Annotated in this window: 19 protein-coding genes; 9 read left to right on the top strand and 10 right to left on the bottom strand. The window is 60.1% G+C overall.

Annotation, left to right across the window (positions count from 1 at the left end):
- Nucleotides 1–4: 4 nt before the first annotated feature.
- Complete coding sequence (hemB, locus tag ACM110_RS22815; protein ID WP_416129546.1) at nt 5–1,018, bottom strand: porphobilinogen synthase; 1,014 nt, start codon at nt 1,016–1,018, stop codon at nt 5–7.
- 207 nt (nt 1,019–1,225) lie between these two features.
- Here hemB and ACM110_RS22810 point away from each other — a divergent pair, with 207 nt between their 5' ends.
- Nucleotides 1,226–1,855: a DedA family protein gene (locus tag ACM110_RS22810; protein ID WP_416129545.1), complete on the top strand. Its 630-nt coding sequence runs from the start codon at nt 1,226–1,228 to the stop codon at nt 1,853–1,855.
- Here ACM110_RS22810 and ACM110_RS22805 read toward each other — a convergent pair.
- Nucleotides 1,839–3,071, bottom strand: coding sequence for a sterol desaturase family protein (locus ACM110_RS22805; RefSeq protein WP_416129544.1), 1,233 nt, complete (start codon nt 3,069–3,071; stop codon nt 1,839–1,841). The two genes, ACM110_RS22810 and ACM110_RS22805, sit on opposite strands and share 17 nt — an antisense overlap.
- 115 nt (nt 3,072–3,186) lie before the next feature.
- Between ACM110_RS22805 and elbB the strand changes: the two genes are divergently transcribed.
- Nucleotides 3,187–3,855 carry an isoprenoid biosynthesis glyoxalase ElbB gene (elbB, locus tag ACM110_RS22800; RefSeq protein ID WP_416129543.1) on the top strand — a complete coding sequence of 223 codons (669 nt, stop codon included), beginning with the start codon at nt 3,187–3,189 and terminating at the stop codon, nt 3,853–3,855.
- Between the two features lie 101 nt (nt 3,856–3,956).
- On the opposite strand, the gene ACM110_RS22795 is transcribed toward elbB, so the two are convergent.
- Both ACM110_RS22795 and ACM110_RS22790 read right to left on the bottom strand, forming a co-directional pair.
- Nucleotides 3,957–4,412, bottom strand: coding sequence for a YaiI/YqxD family protein (locus ACM110_RS22795; protein ID WP_416129542.1), 456 nt, complete (start codon nt 4,410–4,412; stop codon nt 3,957–3,959).
- Between the two features lie 108 nt (nt 4,413–4,520).
- Entirely contained in the window at nt 4,521–6,419 is a 1,899-nt protein-coding gene (locus tag ACM110_RS22790; RefSeq protein WP_416129541.1) for an FTR1 family protein, read from the bottom strand.
- Nucleotides 6,420–6,571: 152 nt separating this feature from the next.
- Between ACM110_RS22790 and ACM110_RS22785 the strand changes: the two genes are divergently transcribed.
- From ACM110_RS22785 to ACM110_RS22765, 5 genes are all read left to right on the top strand, one after another.
- On the top strand, nt 6,572–7,969 hold the full coding sequence (locus ACM110_RS22785; protein WP_416129589.1) for a COG3014 family protein: 1,398 nt from the start codon (nt 6,572–6,574) through the stop codon (nt 7,967–7,969).
- A gap of 206 nt (nt 7,970–8,175) precedes the next feature.
- The gene (locus tag ACM110_RS22780) at nt 8,176–9,573 is read left to right on the top strand and encodes a COG3014 family protein (RefSeq protein ID WP_416129540.1); all 1,398 of its coding nucleotides are present in this window, start codon (nt 8,176–8,178) and stop codon (nt 9,571–9,573) included.
- Nucleotides 9,574–9,588: 15 nt separating this feature from the next.
- A complete protein-coding gene (locus tag ACM110_RS22775) occupies nt 9,589–9,960 on the top strand; it encodes a DUF1425 domain-containing protein (RefSeq protein ID WP_416129539.1) in 372 nt (123 codons plus the stop codon).
- A 36-nt stretch (nt 9,961–9,996) separates the two neighbouring features.
- Nucleotides 9,997–10,584 (top strand): penicillin-binding protein activator LpoB, encoded by a 588-nt coding sequence (lpoB, locus tag ACM110_RS22770; RefSeq protein WP_416129538.1) that lies wholly within the window; start codon nt 9,997–9,999, stop codon nt 10,582–10,584.
- 3 nt (nt 10,585–10,587) lie between these two features.
- Nucleotides 10,588–11,328: a penicillin-binding protein activator LpoB gene (locus tag ACM110_RS22765; protein WP_416129537.1), complete on the top strand. Its 741-nt coding sequence runs from the start codon at nt 10,588–10,590 to the stop codon at nt 11,326–11,328.
- 55 nt (nt 11,329–11,383) lie between these two features.
- Here ACM110_RS22765 and ACM110_RS22760 read toward each other — a convergent pair whose 3' ends face one another.
- The 3 genes from ACM110_RS22760 to ACM110_RS22750 form a co-directional block, all read right to left on the bottom strand.
- Entirely contained in the window at nt 11,384–12,016 is a 633-nt protein-coding gene (locus tag ACM110_RS22760; protein ID WP_416129536.1) for a LysE family transporter, read from the bottom strand.
- 183 nt (nt 12,017–12,199) lie between these two features.
- The gene (locus ACM110_RS22755) at nt 12,200–12,781 is read right to left on the bottom strand and encodes a mechanosensitive ion channel family protein (protein ID WP_169842972.1); all 582 of its coding nucleotides are present in this window, start codon (nt 12,779–12,781) and stop codon (nt 12,200–12,202) included.
- Nucleotides 12,781–14,691, bottom strand: coding sequence for an ATP-binding cassette domain-containing protein (locus ACM110_RS22750; protein WP_416129535.1), 1,911 nt, complete (start codon nt 14,689–14,691; stop codon nt 12,781–12,783). The genes ACM110_RS22755 and ACM110_RS22750 overlap by 1 nt, the downstream gene beginning before the upstream one ends.
- A 50-nt stretch (nt 14,692–14,741) precedes the next feature.
- Here ACM110_RS22750 and ACM110_RS22745 point away from each other — a divergent pair, with 50 nt between their 5' ends.
- Nucleotides 14,742–15,206 carry a TIGR02444 family protein gene (locus ACM110_RS22745; RefSeq protein WP_416129534.1) on the top strand — a complete coding sequence of 155 codons (465 nt, stop codon included), beginning with the start codon at nt 14,742–14,744 and terminating at the stop codon, nt 15,204–15,206.
- On the opposite strand, the gene ACM110_RS22740 is transcribed toward ACM110_RS22745, so the two are convergent.
- Nucleotides 15,203–16,432: an AlgP family protein gene (locus tag ACM110_RS22740; protein ID WP_416129533.1), complete on the bottom strand. Its 1,230-nt coding sequence runs from the start codon at nt 16,430–16,432 to the stop codon at nt 15,203–15,205. The two genes, ACM110_RS22745 and ACM110_RS22740, sit on opposite strands and share 4 nt — an antisense overlap.
- Nucleotides 16,433–16,626: 194 nt before the next feature.
- Here ACM110_RS22740 and ACM110_RS22735 point away from each other — a divergent pair, with 194 nt between their 5' ends.
- Entirely contained in the window at nt 16,627–17,292 is a 666-nt protein-coding gene (locus ACM110_RS22735; protein ID WP_416129532.1) for an FKBP-type peptidyl-prolyl cis-trans isomerase, read from the top strand.
- A gap of 61 nt (nt 17,293–17,353) precedes the next feature.
- On the opposite strand, the gene rsd is transcribed toward ACM110_RS22735, so the two are convergent.
- Both rsd and ACM110_RS22725 read right to left on the bottom strand, forming a co-directional pair.
- Complete coding sequence (gene rsd / locus ACM110_RS22730) at nt 17,354–17,812, bottom strand: sigma D regulator (protein WP_416129531.1); 459 nt, start codon at nt 17,810–17,812, stop codon at nt 17,354–17,356.
- Between the two features lie 171 nt (nt 17,813–17,983).
- On the bottom strand, nt 17,984–18,535 hold the full coding sequence (locus ACM110_RS22725; protein ID WP_416129530.1) for a disulfide bond formation protein B: 552 nt from the start codon (nt 18,533–18,535) through the stop codon (nt 17,984–17,986).
- Nucleotides 18,536–18,665: the final 130 nt, after the last annotated feature.

Genomic DNA, 18,665 nt, shown 5'->3' with positions numbered 1-18,665 from the left:
AGGGCTATTTTTGCTCTCGTAACAATTGAGCGGCACGAACGGCAAAGTACGTCAGGATGCCATCAGCGCCTGCACGTTTAAAGGCGGTCAGGGATTCGAGGATAACCCCTTCGCTCAACCAGCCATTCTGGATCGCCGCCATGTGCATGGCGTATTCGCCGCTGACTTGATAAACAAAAGTCGGCACTTTGAATTCTTCTTTGACCCGGCAAAGGATGTCCAGATATGGCATGCCTGGCTTGACCATGACCATGTCTGCGCCTTCTGACAAGTCTGCCGCCACTTCGTGCAGGGCTTCGTTGCTGTTGGCCGGGTCCATCTGATAGGAGGCCTTGTTGGCCTTGCCCAGGTTCAGCGCCGAACCGACCGCATCGCGGAACGGCCCGTAATAGGCGCTGGCGTACTTCGCCGAATAAGCCATGATCCGCACATTGACGTGACCGGCCACTTCGAGGGCTTCGCGGATCGCCTGGATGCGGCCGTCCATCATGTCCGACGGGGCCACCACCTGAGCGCCGGCTTCGGCATGGGACAAGGCTTGCCTGACCAGAGCGTCGACGGTGATGTCGTTCTGCACATAGCCTTCTTCGTCGAGAATGCCGTCCTGACCGTGCGTGGTGAACGGGTCCAGCGCGACGTCGGTGATCACACCCAGCTCAGGGAACTGCGCGCGCAAGGCACGGGTGGCGCGTTGGGCGATGCCTTCAGGGTTCCAGGCTTCGGCGGCGTCCAGCGACTTCAGTTCCGACGGCGTCACCGGGAACAGTGCCAGCGCCGGAATCCCCAACTCGACCCATTTGGCCGCTTCTTCAAGCAACAGGTCGATGGTCATCCGTTCGACGCCTGGCATCGAGGCCACCGCTTCACGACGGTTTTCACCGTCCAGCACGAACACCGGCAGGATCAGGTCATCGACGGTCAGCACGTTTTCACGGACCAGTCGACGCGAGAAATCGTCACGACGGTTACGGCGCAGGCGGGTTGCAGGAAACAAACGGTTGGCGGGGGTAAAGCTCACGGCAGACTCCTGAGCCCGCGCAGACGGGCGAGCGTGACAGTTATAAGCGGCCATTATGACGAACAGATGACAGTTGTGCGCACACTGCGACGTGTAGCCGCATTCCATTGTCGTTGTAGGAAATGTTCACGTCGAGACACATTTGGACACTTTCCTGAATGTGTCCGAAGGGTTAGGCTGCGCGTTCATTTCGCCAGCACCCAGACAATGCTCCAACAATTTCTGCATGACTTCGGCTACTTTGCCTTGTTCCTCGGCACGTTTTTCGAAGGCGAAACCATTCTGGTGCTCGCAGGCTTCCTCGCGTTCCGTGGATACATGGACATCAACCTGGTGGTGGTCGTGGCCTTCTTCGGCAGTTATGCCGGCGATCAGCTGTGGTACTTCCTGGGACGCAAGCACGGGCGCAAGTTGCTGGCACGCAAGCCGCGCTGGCAGTTGATGGGTGACCGGGCGCTGGAACACATCCGCAAGCACCCGGACATCTGGGTCCTGAGCTTCCGCTTCGTCTACGGTCTGCGCACGGTGATGCCGGTGGCGATCGGCCTGTCGGGCTATCCACCGGGACGCTACCTGTTGCTCAACGGGATTGGCGCGGCGATCTGGGCCACCGCGCTGGCGGCCGCCGCCTATCACTTCGGCGCGGTGCTGGAAGGCATGCTGGGCAGCATCAAGAAATACGAGCTATGGGTCCTCGGCGCCCTTCTCCTGCTGGGCCTTGGCCTGTGGCTGCGCCGGCGCTTCAAGAACGCCCGTCTGGCCAAACAGATCTATGCCGACGAGCAAGCCCTGAAAGCCGAGCAGGCCAAGACCAGCGAAACTAAGCCAGTCGAGTGAAGCGGTTTCTACAGCAATAGAGACCGATCCCGCTGAGCAAGCTGTAGCTGAGCAGGCCGATCCAGCCCACCGCGCTGGCCGGCCACAGCCCAACCAGCGGCGCCAGCCACACCAGCGGCACATTCGACGCCAGCCGCAGCAGCTCCAGCTTCAACGCCCACGGGCGATTCTCCAGGGCCACGCCCAAGACAAACAATCCCAGCGCCACTGCACTCCAGCCCAACACCAGGGCGGCGGTTGGCAGGCTCGGTTCCAGGTTCATCAGATAGCTGCCCAGCGCGATGTAGACGCAGAACTGCAACAGCACGTAGAGCTGCTGACGTCCGTCCAGCGGCACTTCGAATTTGCGGAACTGGCTCAAATCCGGCTTGTTCATCGGGTATTTCACCGCCACGTCCGCCGGTCGCCAACCGGTACGCATGAACCAGATCCGCAGCTTGTCCCAGGTGCTTTCCGTCCGTCGCGCATCCGCCGACAACTGCGCGTAGAACTGCACGTTCGCCCATATCGGATTCCAGCTCGCCAGCGGCGTGGTCACGCCGAAAATCACCGGTTCGTTGTCGTCTTCTTCCTGGAACGAGCCGAACAGACGGTCCCAAATAATGAACACCCCGCCGTAGTTGCGATCCATGTAGAGAGCGTTCTGTGCATGGTGGGCCCGATGATTGGATGGCGTGACGAAGAACCACTCGAACCAGCCGAGCTTGGGAATGTGCCGGGTATGCACCCAGAACTGGTACAGCAGGTTCAGCGCCGCGACGCTGACGAACACCAGCAACGGCACGCCGACGACCGCCATGGGCAGGTAGAAAATCCAGCTCAACAGAAACCCGGTACTGGTCTGGCGCAATGCCGTGGAGAGGTTGTAGTCCTCGCTCTGGTGATGCACCGAATGCGCCGCCCAGAGGATGTTGCGCTCGTGGCCCATGCGGTGCAGCCAGTAGTAGCAGAAGTCATAAAAGACGAAGGCAAACACCCAGACCCACACGCTGTCGGCCGAAAGCTCGAACAGCGCCAGATGCTTGAGGGTAAACGCGTAGGTCAGCAGGCCCACGCCCTTGGTCAGCAGGCCCGTGGTGGTCGAGAGCACGCCGGTGCTAATGCTGTTGATCGCGTCCGCCACCCGATAGTTGCTGACCCCGCGCCAACGGTCGGCCAACAATTCGACGGCAATCAGCACAAAGAAAAACGGCACCGCATACAGAATGAAGTCCATGACGCGCCCTGATCGGAATCTTGAGGACAGATGCTATGTGTAGCCGCGAATTAACCCTATGGCAACGAGTGACAAATTAGTGGACATTTAACGCCATGAATCTGGAGAAAAGCCCATGAGCAAAAAAGTTGCAGTGATCCTTTCCGGTTGTGGCGTGTACGACGGCGCCGAGATCTATGAGAGCGTCATTACGCTGCTGCGCCTGGACCAGCGTGGCGCGCAGGTGCAGTGCTTCGCACCGAACATCGCGCAGTTGCACGTGATCAACCACCTGACCGGCGAAGAAATGCCCGAGTCGCGCAATGTGCTGGTGGAGTCGGCGCGCATCGCTCGCGGCGAGATCAAGGACATCCGCGAAGCAGACGCCGAGGATTTCGATGCGCTGATCATTCCTGGCGGTTTCGGTTCGGCCAAGAACCTCTCCAACTTCGCCATCGAAGGCACCGGTTGCACCGTGCAACCGGAAGTCCTGGCCCTGACCGAAGCATTTGCCGAAGCCGGCAAACCGGTCGGCCTGATCTGCATTTCGCCGGCACTGGCGGCGAAAATCTACGGTCCTGGCGTGACCTGCACTATCGGCAACGATACCGAAACGGCGGCAGCGCTGAACAAGATGGGTGCCACCCACAAAGAGTGCGGCGTCAGCGACATCGTTGAAGACAAGGCACGCAAACTGGTGAGTACTCCGGCGTACATGCTGGCGCAATCGATCAGTGAAGCAGCGGGCGGGATCAACAAACTGGTCGACCGCGTGCTCGAACTGACCCACGAAAACGACGAGTAAAAAACAAGATCAAAAGATCGTCCGATCGCGGCCCGAGCCTTCGGCAGCTCCTACAAGGGATTGCCGTACACCTGTAGGAGCTGCCGAAGGCTGCGATCTTTTCAGGCTTTGCGCGACAACCGGGTCAAAATCCGGTCCAGCGCATTGGCAAACGCCTGCTTCTCGCGCTCGCCAAAGGGCGCCGGGCCGCCGCTCATCTGCCCTTGCTCGCGCAAATCGGTGAACAGGTTGCGCACCGCCAACCGATCACCCATGTTCTGCGCATCGAACTCCTTGCCCCGTGGGTCCAGCGCAGCAACGCCCTTCTTCACCAGACGGTCGGCCAGCGGCACATCGCTGCAAATGACCAGTTCACCGGGAACCGCGTGCTCCACCAGATAGTCATCGGCAGCGTCCGGGCCGCTCGGCACCACGACCAGCTTGACCAGCGCCAGCCCCGGCTTTATCTGCGGCTGCCCGGCCACCAGCACCACTTCAAAGCTACGCTTGAGGGCGAATTTCACCACCAGATCCTTGGCCGCCCGGGGGCAGGCGTCGGCATCGATCCACACGCGCATGTTTTTCCTCCTAAAAGCAAAAGATCGCAGCCTTCGGCAGCTCCTACAGGGGTTAACGTACACCTGTAGGAGCTGCCGAAGGCTGCGATCTTTTAAAGAATTACTCGATCAGGAAACCTGCACCCGACGCTTCTCAGTCACCCAGCTACGACCATACAACACAACAATCGCAGCGATCGCCACCGCTTGAGCCGTCAGCGAATACGCATCCGCATGAATCCCCAGCCAGTCGAACTCGAAGAACGGCACAGGTCGCGTGCCAAAGATCCCGGCTTCCTGCAACGCTTTCACGCCATGCCCGGCGAACACCACCGACAATGCGCAGAGCAGCGCGGCGTTGATGCTGAAGAACAGCGTCAACGGCAGTTTTGCCGAACCGCGCAGGATCACCCACGCCAGACCTACCAACAGCACCAGCGCCGTGGCACCACCGGCCAGCACCGCGTCATGGCCTGCCGGACCTGCCTGCAACCACAGGGTTTCGTAGAACAGGATCACTTCGAACAGTTCGCGATAGACCGAGAAGAACGCCAGGATCGCAAAGCCGAAGCGCCCGCCGCCGCCCACCAGGCTGCTCTTGATGTAATCCTGCCAGGCCGCGGCGTGACGACGGTCGTGCATCCACACGCCGAGCCACAGCACCATGACGCTGGCGAACAGCGCCGTCGCACCTTCCAGCAATTCACGCTGTGAACCGCTGACATCGATCACATAAGCCGCCAGTGCCCAGGTTCCCAGACCGGCCAGCAGCGCCAGCCCCCAACCGACGTTAACGCTGCGCACCGCCGACTGCTGGCCAGTGTTGCGCAGGAAAGCGAGGATCGCCGCCAGCACCAGAATCGCTTCCAGGCCTTCACGCAGCAGAATCAGCAAGCCGGAGATGTAGCTCAGCGACCAGCTCAAGCCATCGCTGCCCAGCAAACCGGCAGACGTCTTCAACTTCGCCTTGGCTGCTTCCAGACGCTGCTCGACCTGATCGATCGGCAGGCCGTCCTGCAGCGACTGACGATAAGCCATCAGCGACTTTTCGGTGTCCTTGCGCACGTTGGCGTCGACGTTGTCCAGGGAGCTTTCGACCAGTTCGAAGCCTTCCAGGTACGCCGCTACCGACAGGTCATAGGCCTGATCGTGATCGCCGGCGCGGTAGGCCGTGACGCTCTTGTCCAGGGTCGCAGCGGTGTAGTCGAGCAACTGCGCCGGGCCACGCTTGACCTGCGGCGGCTGCGCCCGTTGCGCGCGGAACGTCGCGGCGGCTTGCGGGCCGTCAGCGGCCTGCACTTCGGACGGCGTCTGACGGGCCAGATCGGCAATGTTGTAGACCTTGTCGCCATTGGCGGTAGCCGGATCGGCACTGAAGCTGGCGATGTAAGTGGCCAGGTCCCAACGCTGACGATCATCCAGCTGATCGGCGAAGGCCGGCATGTCGGTGCCTTCAACCCCGAGGCCGAGGGTGTTGTAGATCGCGTAGAGACTCAGGTGATCAAGACGTGCGTTATCGCGCAGATTGGCCGGTGGTGGCGTCAGGCCGACGCCTGCCGGGCCGTCGCCCGCACCAGTATCGCCATGGCACACCGAACAGTGCTGAGCGTACAGCGGCGCACCACGGGTCGGGTCCGGGGTAATGATCGGCGCCTGGCTGACCTCATAGGCCACGGCCAGTTTCGCGCCGAGTTGCCGCGCCTGACGGGCGACGTCAGCGCCCTCCTGGCGCGCGGCGATCGCGTTGCGCAGCGCGCCGATGCCCTGCTCCAGCGCGGCCTTTTCCGGTTTGGCCGGCATTGCCGCCACCAATCCTTGCAAAGCCTGGGCGAACTCAAGTTGCTCGCGATATTCGGACTCGTTGACGACCTTGCCTGCCTGCACCGCTTCCGGGTAGTCCGCACCGATGTAGTCGAGTAAATGCAGGGCTTGCGGTGCGCCTTCCACCGTGTCCGCCAGCAGGTTGAAACTGCACAAGGCAAACACCGGCGCTAGCAGCCAGGCCAGGAAACGAGAGGGGGCAATCATGAATGAATCTCAATTGGAAACACGAAGTAACATATTGTTCCCTCCCAATGACTTTCACTCAAGCTTTGTTGGCATTTCCTGCGCAGCGGCGTGTACATTTGACCTCAAATTGCCACCATCCGCTGGTCATGCTCAAGGAAGAATCATCGCTCATGGGATCACGCGTCTTTTTCTCTCTGCTGCTCTGCACTGCCCTGCAACTGAGCGGTTGTGCTGCCTACCGCAACTACGATCTCGAGCTGGAGCAAACTACCGAGCAGCTTAAATCCGGTAATCCTCAAGGCGCCCTCTCGTTGCTTGAAGTGCACAATCCTGGAGAAGAAAAAGACCTGCTTTATTATTTCGAAAAGGGCGCTGTGCTGAGTGCGGCAGGGGCTCTGCCGCAAAGTCAGGTGGCCTGGCGCAGCGCCGAACAGATGGTGATCCAGCGCCAGGACACGGTCGAGTCCACCGGGACGAAACTCCTGTCCGCGATGGGTGATCACTGGGGCAGTATCATCAACGACAAGCTGCGTCGCTACGATGGCTACGACTACGAAAAAGTCATGCTGACCACACAAATGGCGCTCAACCAGTTAGCGGTCAATGACTTCGACGGCGCCAGGGCCGACATCAAAAAAACCCACGAACGCGAGGCCCTTATTGCCCGGCAACGGGAACAGGAATACGAGCGGATAGAAGAGGAAGCCAAGGCCCGGGGCGTTCGCGTGCATTACAAGGATTTGCAGGGCTATCCGGTGCTGACCCTCGACGCCCCCGCAGTGATCGCCCTGAAAAACGGCTACCAAAGTGCGTTCAGCCACTATCTGGCCGGGTTTACCTATGAAGCCCTCGGCGAACGCGATCTCGCCGCCCCGGGTTATCGCCATGCCATTGAACTGCGACCCGACCTGCCTTTCTTCGAACAGGCATTGCGCGATCTCGACAAGCCCCGAGCCAAGGCTGATGAAAGCGATGTCCTGATCATCGTCCAAAGTGGACTGGCGCCAGCGCGCAGTTCGGTTCGCGTCCCGTACCCGGTGCGCCTGGAGGACAATCAGGTCATTGTTGCCAACGTTTCTTTTCCGGTCATGGTGCCCGACACCTCAACCTCGGCCTTCACCCAGATGAGCATCGATGGCCGCAAACAGAAGCTGATCCCCGTGAACAGCATCACCGATATGTCGCTGCGCACGTTGCGCGACGACATGCCAGGCATCATTCAGCGCACGGCCTATCGCGCCTATCTGGCCGCGTCTGTGCAGGGCACTGACAATCGACGCGACCCGAGCAAAGCGTCGTATGTCACTCACTATGACGGCTTCGAACACGCAGACACCCGAACCTGGCGTACTTTGCCGAATCTCACGCTGGTGGCACGACTGCGCCTGAAAAAAGGCGACCATCTGCTCAGCCTGCCAAATGCCCCCGGCGCTGCGCCGCTAAAAGTCCGCATCGATCAGAACCATCAGGTCATCGGTCTACGGGCTTTGGGTGATCGGATTTACGTCAACGGCATTGCCTTTCAGCCAGCCCTTTCCCCTGAAAGCCGTGTGTCCGGTCGGGAATGAGTGGTGGCACAAGACGATAAAATAAAAGCAAAAAGCCACTGCATTGCCACTATCCATGTTTATAATGCCGCGCCCTCGCGACCGCGAGACGGCATTAAAGCTCCTCATGTTTGAGGAACTGGCAGGACGCCAACATCCTCGTCAGTGGGTCCCATCAGCCCGACCAGCACGCGTGGCTGCAAAAACTCAGGGAAGAAGTACCCGCCATGGCATCCCGCGCCCTTACCGCGATCGCGCTCAGCGCTGTCACGCTGCTCTCCGGCTGTTCCGCCTTCCGTAACTACGATTCCGAACTCGCACAGACCAACCAGCAATTGGCCACCGGCAATGTCGACGCCGCCCTGACCCTGCTGGAAAAGAACAACACCGGCGAAGACAAGGATCTGCTCTATTACTTCGAGAAAGGCGAGCTGCTGCGCGCCAAGGGTGACCTGTCGGGTAGCCAGAATGCCTGGACCAGCGCCGATCAGGTGGTGGGCAAGTGGGAGGACTCGGTCAAGATTGATTCGGCCAAGTATCTGGCCCAGTTCGGCAGTTTCCTGGTGAACGACAAGGTTCGTCGCTACGAAGGCTACGACTACGAAAAAGTGATGTTGACCACGCAGATGGCCCTCAACCTTCTGGCGCTGAACGACTTCGACGGCGCGCGTACCGCGATCAAGAAAACCCATGAACGCGAAGCCGTGATCGCCGATCTGCGGGACAAGGAATACCTCAAGAGTGAAGAGGAAGCCGAGAAAGAAGGCATCACCACTCAGTACAAGGACTTGCAGGGTTACCCGGTCGCCAGCCTCGATGCGCCGGAAGTGGTCGGCCTGAAAAACAGCTACCAGAGCGCGTTCAGCCATTATCTGGCCGGTTTCGTCTATGAAGCCCTGGGTGAAAAAGACCTGGCCGCGCCGGGTTATCGCAAAGCCGCCGAACTACGCCCGAACACTCCACTGCTGGAGCAGGCGTTGAAGGACCTCGACAAGAAAGGCACCAAGGATGAAGACAGCGATATCCTGATCGTCGTGCAAAGCGGTCTGGCGCCGGCCCGGGATTCGATCCGCATTCCGCTGCCGCTGCCGATCAGCGGTAGCGTGGTGATCACCCCATTGTCGTTCCCGGTCATCAAGCCTGACACCTCCACCGCCACGTTTGCCCAGATCGGCGTGGACGGTCAGCAGCTCTACCTGACGCAACTCAACAGCACCACGGCCATGTCCCAACGCGCCCTGCGAGACGATATGCCGGGCATCATCGTGCGCACTACCGTTCGCGCGGTGACCCGTGGCGTGGCGCAGAAGAAGATCAACGAAACCAACCCGCTGGCGGGTCTGGCGGTCGGCATCACTTCAGCTGTGCTCGAAGGCGCCGATACCCGTACGTGGCGCACGCTGCCCGACAACACCCAAGTGGTGCGTCTGCGTCTGAAAAAGGGCGAACACCAAGTCACACTACCGAACGTGGTGGGTGGCTCGACGGTGAAAGTCACGGTCGATCAGCGTTATCAGGTGATCAGCCTGCGTGCCGTGGGCAACCAGGTGTTCGCCAGCGGCGTCGCCGCCCATGTGACCCCGAGCGCCAGCCCGACCGCCGTGGCCAGCCTCGCCAAACCTTAAGAACGGAGTCTTTGCATGCGCTTCAAATTCATCGCTGTCCTCGGTCTGGCCCTGCTGGCCGGCTGCGCCACCCCGCCACCACCGGAGCCGGGCAGTGCCGCCAGCAAAGTCGTGGCCCAAGGCAAACTGAAGAACATCGTGGTCGGTGCCATGCGCGTGGCCCGGGAAAACGGCTTCATGACGGTCAATACGCAGCTGAGCAACACCAGCTACAACAACAAGACCTTCTACTACCGCTTCGCCTGGCTCGGCCCTGAAGGCTTTCCGATTGCCGAAGAGGAAACCTGGAAGAGCCAGTTGATGTACGGCGAACAGACCAGTTTCATTCAGGCCATCGCACCGACTGCCAAAGCCGTGGATTTCCGTCTGGAAATCAAGACGCCTTAAGCACGACACCCTATTCCCGTTTTAGAGAGCACTCCCATGTTTGCACGCTTTTCTTTCATCGCTGTCATCGCCCTGCTCGCCAGTGGTTGCGCCAATACCTCGCCAACCCTGGGCAGCAAGAACATCAGCTACGGCGACACCAAAGCGGTTGAAACCGTGACCAACGAATTCGGTTCGACCGATCTGCAAATGATCGCCGAAACCATGACCCGTTCCCTGGCCCAGTCCGGCATTCTGCAGGGCCGCCCGGTGGTGCAGGTCTATGACGTGAAGAACAAGACCAGCGAGTACATCGACACCCGCGAAATCACCACCAGCATCAAGACTCAACTGATGAAGACCGGCACCGCCCGCTTCGCCAGCGACAACACCCAGATGCAGAGCCAGGTTGACCAGCTGAAGCTGCAAAACCAGAGCGGCCTGTACAAGAAGAGCACCGTAGCCAAGACCGGCAACATGGTCGCTGCCAAGTATCGCCTTGAAGGTTCGATCAGCTCGATCGTCAAGCGCAGCAGCGACTACAAGGACGTCTTCTACAAATTCAGCCTGCAACTGATCGACGTTGAAAGCGGTCTGGCCGAGTGGATGGACGAAAAAGAGATCCGCAAGACCACGGAGCGCTAATCAATGCGTGCATGGATTGGCTTGATGGCCCTGGCCTGTGCGTTCGGCGTGCAGGCAGCCCCGAAGGTCGCGGTCACGGATCTGGCGTATCAAGAGCGGGTGGAACAGTACATCCACATCGTCTCGGCCCAGAACAACTACAACCATAGTTACTACGGTGCCAGCGGGTCGTCGAACTACAACGAGATCGAGGCCACCACCAGCTACATCGAACAAGCCGAGCTGCGCAAATTCACCGGCGATATCAAGGGCGAAATCCTTCGTACCGGAATGTTCCAGCTGGTGCAGGGCACGCCATACACGGCCGCGTCCAAGGGTGACATCTACGATGTGATCAAGCGCATCAAGGCTGGCAACTTCAAAGGTGCCGATTACGTGCTGTTCGGCACGGTGTCGGACATCGACTTCACCCGCGACGTTACCGAACTGGCCAACACCGACAGTCATTCCGCGGTGCTGGGGCTGACACTGGTGGCGGATTTCAGCCTGATCAACACCCGTACCTACGAAATCACCTCGGCCTTCACGGCGATGGGCGAAGGTCAGGACACCAAGCTGGTAAACGGTCGCGACATCAAGGTCTCCCTGAACCGCCCGCGCGTCGTGCGCGATGTGTCCAAGGCGCTCGGTGAGGACGTTGCGGCGCAATTGAGCCAACAGCTCGGCGGCGGTTACGAGCAACCTGGGCAGGCCCCATTGCGCAACAACCTGCCGGCGGATACCGCACCGGTCATTTTGCGCTGATGCCCGAAATGAAAAAGGCGACCTGAAAAGGTCGCCTTTTTTGTGCCTGACGCTTTTATACCGCCGCTTTGCGCAACGTTGCCATGAACGCGGCCGCGCCGATGAACAAGCCGGCAAAAGTGCGGTTCATGCGCTTCTGCTGTTTGGGCGTGCGCAACAGGCGCAGCACCTTGGACGCCAACCCGGTGTACCCGGCCATGACGATCAGATCGACGCAGATCATGGTCACACCGATGATCACGTACTGGATCAGCAGTGGCGCATGCGGATCGATGAACTGCGGCAACACCGCGAGCATGAACACCAGTGCCTTGGGGTTGCTGATGTTCACCAGGAAACCACGGAACACCAGGGCCATCGGCTTGCCGATCTGGCGCACGGCCGCGTCATCGCTCATGTCGCTGGGCAGCGCGCGCCATTGCTTGATGGCGAGATAGACCAGGTACGCCACACCGAACCATTTGATCGCGTAGAAGGCAGAGGCCGAAGCTGTAAGAATCGCGCCCACACCGGCGCCGACAATGGCGATCTGCACCGCAAGGCCCAATTGCAGGCCCAGGGCGTTCCAGTAACCGCGCCAGAACCCGTATTGCAGACCACTGGACATCGACGCAATGGCGCCGGCACCGGGAGACAGGCTGATCACCCAGCAGGCGGCAAAAAACGCCAGCCATGTTTGAAGCTCCATTGCACACCTCGACTCGGACTCGTAACAGACGTCTAAGCTAATGCGGCTTTGGGGCGATGACTACTGATTTTTTGCAGGTCAAAAGCAAAAGATCGCAGCCTTCGGCAGCTCCTACATTGGAACGCGTTTCCCTGTAGGAGCTGCCGAAGGCTGCGATCTTTAGGTTTTTGACCTTTAGTTGGCCTACTTCTCAAAACCGCTCGACGGGAAAACATCCGTCCCGCGCCAGCGCCGAACCGAACGCTGGAAGAACAGGCTATTGGGCACTTGCACCATGGCGCTGCCGGTGCCCAGCTCTTCAGCCTCGATCAATGTGGTGTAAAGCAGATTGATCGCTACCACCCGACCTTTGACGCCGGGCTTGTCGGTGGTGTCCACCAACTCGACCACATCGCCGAGACGGAACGGGCCGACGGTGAAAATCAGGATCGCGCACAGCAGATTGGAGAGCACGCTCCACATGGCGAAAAACGCCACCGCCGCGACCGCGACAAACCCCGACAACGCAGTCCACAGCACCGTGGCCGAAACCCCGAGGCGCTCCAGCACGAAAATCAGCGCACTGCCCATGATCAGCCAGCGCAGGCCACCGCGTAGCGGCATCAGCAACTGTGGCGGAAACGGGTAGCGCTCACCGAGACGAGTCAGGCATTTGGCAACGAAACGCTGGGCGATGTAGCCGGCCAGCAGAATCAGCAGGATTTGCACGCCGAGCCAGATCGGCTCGACCCACATGGCCGGCAGCGGCAGCTTGAAGGCGTCCATCAGGACAGCGCCTCCAGCTCCGCCTGCATGCTTTCCAGCAGTTCCAGCGCTTCCATCCAGGCTTCTTCCAGTTCCGCTTCACGCACCTTCAGCTTGGCTTGCTCCGCCAACAGGTCACGCAAGTCGTTCTTGCGCGCTGGCTCATAGATATCGCTGTCGCCGAGGCTGGTATCGATCTTCGCCAGTTTTTCGTGGAGCTTGCCGAGTTCGGCTTCAAGCTTGTCAGCTTCGCGCTTGTGCGGCGCCAGTTGCTGACGCAATGCAGCAGCGGCCTGACGCTGGGCTTTCTTGTCAGTCTTGTCCGGGTTGACCGGCGTGTTGCTGACCGGCGCATTGCGCTGGCGATACTCCACCAACCAGCGGGTGTAGTCCTCCAGATCGCCGTCGAATTCCTCGACTTTGCCGTCCGCCACCAGATAGAAATTGTCGGTGGTGCTTTTGAGCAGGTGACGGTCGTGGGAGACCACCAATACCGCACCACTGAATTCCTGCAGGGCCATGGTCAGCGCCAGACGCATTTCCAGGTCCAGGTGGTTGGTCGGTTCGTCGAGCAGAAGCAGGTTCGGACGATCCCAGGCGATCAACGCCAGGGCCAGACGTGCTTTCTCGCCACCGGAGAAATTCAGCACCGGCTCGTCGATCCGCGCGCCACGGAAGTCGAAACCACCGAGGAAGTCGCGCAAGGTCTGCTCGCGCTCGGTCGGTGCCAGGCGTTGCAAGTGCAGCAGCGGGCTCGCCTTGGAATCCAGCGAGTCGAGCTGATGTTGGGCGAAGTAACCGACGACGGTGTTCTCGCCACGGGTCAACCGGCCGGCCAGCGGCGACAGTTCGCCAGCAAGGTTTTTGATCAGGGTCGATTTACCGGCGCCATTCGGGCCAAGCAAGCCGATCCGCGCACCCGGGGTCAGTTGCAGCTTGACCTTCTCCAGTACGGCTTTGTCGCCGTAACCCAGACGGGCATCGGACAGGTCGATCAGCGGACTGGAGATTTTCTGCGATTCGCGGAAAACGAAGTCGAACGGCGAATCGACGTGGGCCGCGGTCAGCTCTTCCATCCGCTCCAGTGCCTTGATCCGGCTCTGGGCCTGCCGGGCCTTGGTGGCCTGGGCCTTGAAGCGGGCGATGTAGCTTTCCATGTGCGCACGTTGCACTTGCTGCTTCTCGTAAGCCTGCTGTTGCTGGGCCAGACGTTCGGCACGGGCACGCTCGAAGGCGCTGTAGCCACCGCGATAAAGAGTGATTTTGCGCTGATCAACGTGCGCGACATGATCGACCACGGCATCGAGGAAATCCCGGTCGTGGGAAATCAGCATCAAGGTGCCGGGATAGCTTTTGAGCCACTCTTCGAGCCAGATGATGGCGTCGAGGTCCAAGTGGTTGGTCGGTTCGTCGAGCAGCAACAGGTCCGAAGGACACATCAACGCCTGCGCCAGGTTCAGACGCATCCGCCAGCCACCGGAGAAATCTCCGACCTGACGATCCATCTGCTCATTGGTGAAGCCCAGACCGGCCAGCAACTTGCGCGCCCGGGCGTCGGCGGTGTAACCGTCGGCGCTGTCGAGTTCGGAGTGCAGGCGGGCCTGAGCGACACCATCATGGGCCGCTTCGGCTGCCGCCAGGTCGTGTTGCACCTGGCGCAGGCGCAGGTCGCCATCGAGCACGTAGTCGACCGCCAGGCGTTCGAGCGTGTCGACCTCCTGGCGCATGTGGGCGATACGCCAGTCGGCCGGCAGGAAGCAATCGCCCGAGTCCGGGTGCAACTCACCCCGAAGCAAGGCGAACAGGCTCGATTTGCCGGCGCCGTTGGCACCGATGAGGCCGGCTTTCTGGCCGGCGTGCAGCGTCAACTCGGCGTCTTCTAGCAGACGTTGCGGGCCACGCTGTAAAGTCAGGTTCTGAAGTCGAATCATAATGGCGGCGGAGTCTACCAGCTTCGCTCGCAACTGGCGCGAGTAGCACTATGTCCTCTGACCTGTGGAGCTTTTCCCTCAGCACTTACGCCAAACCGGGCGTCGAGCAGGCTTGCCTGCAATTACAGTCGACGGGGGTCAATGTGTGTCTGTTGCTGTGCGCGGCATGGCTTGGCCAACGAGGCATCGCCTGCAACGAACAACGCTTGCAGCAACTTCGCAGTGAAACCACGTCCTGGGACGCTGATGTCGTGCGACCGTTGCGGGCATTGCGCATGCAATGGAAAGACGCCTCCACGAAGGACGCCGAGCTGAGCAGATTGCGTGAGCAAGTGAAGTCGTTGGAGCTGGAAGCCGAGCGGCATCTGTTACAGCGACTGGGACGATCGGCGCAGAACTGGCCGCAAGAAGAGAAGACCGATCTATCGGCCTGGCTGGAAGGTGTGGCGGCGGACGCCGCCCACCTCGACCGCGACGCGCTGCATCAGCTGCGCGTCGCGGTAACCGGCACTTAGGAAGCGCTGGTTGGGGTGGAGATTGCTGCGCTCGGAACAGCGGCCGGCGTTGGTGCTGGCGAAGCTGTCGAGGTGGAGGCTGTCGAAGCAGGTGCCGCAGCTGGAGCCGGGGTAGCCGGCTTGGCAACAGGGGCAGTCGCTGGCTTGGCAACAACCGGTTTTTTCACTGCCGGTTTGGCTGCTGGTTTAGCAGCAGGTTTGGCCGCGGGTTTTGCAGCAGGCTTGGCAGCGGCTGGCTTGGCAGCGGGTTTGGATGCGGCAGGTTTCGCGGCGCTGGCAGTTGCCGGTTTGGCGGCAGTGGCAGGTTTCGCGGCAGCGGTTTTAGCGGCCGGTTTGGCAGCTGGTTTAGCCGCTGCTTTCGCAGCAGGTTTGGCTGCTGGTTTGGCTGCGGTTTTTGCCGCCGACTTGGCTGCGGTTTTGGCTGCAACAGGTTTGGCGGCCGGCTTGGCAGCAGGCTTCGCCGCAGCGGTTTTAGCAGCAGGTTTTGCAGCGGCTTTTACGGCAGGTTTTGCCGCTGGTTTGGCAGCAGTTTTTACAGCCGGTTTTGCCGCTGGTTTTGCTGCAGCGGTTTTCGCCGTGGCAGGTTTGGCAGCCGCTGTTTTTGCAGCAGTCGGTTTGGCAGCAGCAGGCTTCGCAGCGGCAGTTCTAGCCGCTGGTTTTGCAGCGCTGGCCGCAGCTGGTTTTTTCGCTGCAGGTTTGGCAGCAGACTTGGCTGCGGCTTTCACCGGTGCCTTGGCAACCGGTTTGGCGGCAGGCTTGGCCGGTGCTTTTGCAGCAGCCGGTTTGGCAGCGGCTTTCTTCACAGGAGCCGCAGCAGGCTTGGCCGCACGCAGGGACAGCGCCTTGCCGACAGCCTCTTGTACACGACCGACACCCTGGGCCAGTTTCAGGCTTTCTTGAGCGTCGCGCTTGAGTTGCAGGATGTAGCCGCGAGTGTCCGACTGACGCTCTTTGAGAGCATCGAGCAGGTCCTCAAGTTCTTTCACTCCGTCCTTGGCTTTGGCTTGTGCCTTGGCCTTGCCGGCCGCTGCAGCGTCCTGCAATTTGGTGCGGGATTTGTGCAATTTCTCCTGCGCTTTTCCGCGCTGCTTTTCCAGCTTGGCGAGCAGTTTTTCAGCATCAGCCAAGGCTTCGGAACAAGCGGTTTCCAGATGCTCGAGCAGGCTGCTCGAGAGTTGTTGGAGCAGGTGCAACGGAGTGTTTACTGGCTTCTTGGTGGCCGACATGGTTTACCTCCTGGCTGAAGTGAGTTGCGGCTCATACTAGACCTCTGCTGCAACCGCCGCTAGGGCATGTTGACACTATCGAAAGCGGTGCGTTGCAAACGAACGAAAATCTTCTTCGTCGACGCAAAAAGCAGTTCACCTTTGTGGGCATTCACACTGGCATAATCGCCCGCATCTCAGGCTGGAGAGTGCCCATGTCGCGCTACCTTTTTTTATCGCTGTGCGTAATTTTTTCGGCTGCTCAGGCCGCCGAAAAAACCCAGGAAAATGACGCCCACGATCTCGCTTACAGCCTGGGTGCGAGCCTGGGTGAACGCCTGCGCCAGGAGGTTCCCGACCTGCAACTCAAGGCGCTGGTCGAAGGTTTGCAGCAAGCCTATCAAGGCAAGCCACTGGCGTTGAAAGACGAGCAGATCGAGCAGATTCTCACAGAGCACGAAGCCCGGGTCGCCATGCAGACACCCGCACCACAAAGCGAGCGGGCGCTGGAAAACGAGCAACGTTTTCTCACCGAGGAAAAAGCCAAGCCCGGCGTTCGTGAACTGGCTGATGGAATTCTGCTGACCGAGTTGGCGCCCGGTACTGGCGCCAAGGCCGGACCGAACGGAAAAGTGCAGGTGCTGTACATCGGACGCCTTCCCGACGGCACCGTGTTCGACCAGAACAGCCAGCCACAATGGTTCAGTCTCGACAGCGTGATCAGCGGCTGGCGCAGCGCATTGCAGAACATGCCGGTCGGCGCGAAATGGCGTCTGGTGATTCCATCGGCACAAGCCTATGGCGCAGATGGCGCCGGCGACCTGATCGCGCCGTTCACCCCATTGGTATTTGAAGTCGAATTACGCGGCGCTACCAGCTGACAGCGCAAATGAAAAACGGCGTGCCTTGGCACGCCGTTTCGGGGGCTTGCGGGAAAGCGCTTCAGGCCTGGACCGAATCGGTTTCCTTGTGAGCGGTGTGCAGCACTTCGATCAGGCAATCTTCCAGTTCGAAGCGTTCATGCAACAGGCCGCCGAGTTCCTTGAACTTCTCTGCGACACACTTTCCTTCATCGCACAGGTCGTTGAACGCGAGAAGCTTCTCGGTGATGACGTCGATGCGCGGGTAGATGGTCTCGGCGAGTTCCAGGCCTCGCTTGTCGTTGAAGGCCTTGGCCTCCCCCGTCAGCTGCTCATAGATCTCGAAGTGCCCGGCAGAGACGTAATCGACCAGCACGCCGCAGAATTCCTGCAAAGGCTTTCGGTTCTCGCCCAGCGTTTCAGGTGTGGCGCCGAGCTTGTCGTATGCATCGATCAGCTCTTTGCGTTCCTGCAACCAGCGATCGATCAGAAGGTGCACTCCACCCCAGCGTTCCTGAGCATTCTGACAACTTTCGAGCATGGTGATCTCTCTTCCCTTGTGGGTCAGCTGCTCTATGCCCGCTCGCCTCTTGTAATGGGCGGTCGGACAGAGCGTCATCGAGCAACAGAATTCCAATGACACGTGCGGGCCAGATTATGCCCGCGCGACTGTGGCTTCAAGGTACGCACGCGATAAAGTTCATACAAGTGTTTAATCACGCACAAAGGCCCGGTGCGACGACTCGCCGCTGAGCGGTCGTTGCAAAGCGGTCCAGACAAGGCGCAGCAGCTGGTAAACACACAGAATCATCATCGCGACGAAGAACAGCAGACTCCACTCCGGAATGCTCAAGTCGAACAGCGTCCAGGTGATCTGCACACAGTCGACCGTGCCTTTGAACATCTGCTGCATGACACACGTCCACGGCGCGTTGGCGAACGGCTCTGTCAGATTCGGCGCGCAGGCCGACAGCTGATGCACCGGGTCACTTTGCAACAACACCTGCCGCCACGCCGTGGCCGTACCTGCCAGGCTGCAGAGCAGACCCAACAACCAATACAGGAAGGCACCGAGTTGACCAGGCCCCTGCACGGCAGCCATCAGGCTGACACCGGTCAGCAACGCCAGGCAAACCCGTTGCAACAGACACAAGCCACAGGGCGTGAGGCCGACGGCATATTCCAGATAGTAAGACGCGCCCAGCACCAGGGCGCCCGTAACGAAAACCGTGAAGAACAAGGAGCGTGAGCAGGCCAACGACATGGCTTTTCCGTAACAATTAAGGACCGACGGCTACGGTAGAGGAAAGCGCGCCAGCCTTTCAAGGCGGGTCGCCAGCGACACTTCAGCGGGAATGTAGGGAAATCCCGACAGGAGCTACAGGATCAGATGT

Origin of the sequence: Pseudomonas sp. NFX98, assembly GCF_047784845.1 — a bacterium.
Lineage (GTDB): Bacteria > Pseudomonadota > Gammaproteobacteria > Pseudomonadales > Pseudomonadaceae > Aquipseudomonas.
This window is presented reverse-complemented; position numbering and strand designations above follow the sequence as displayed.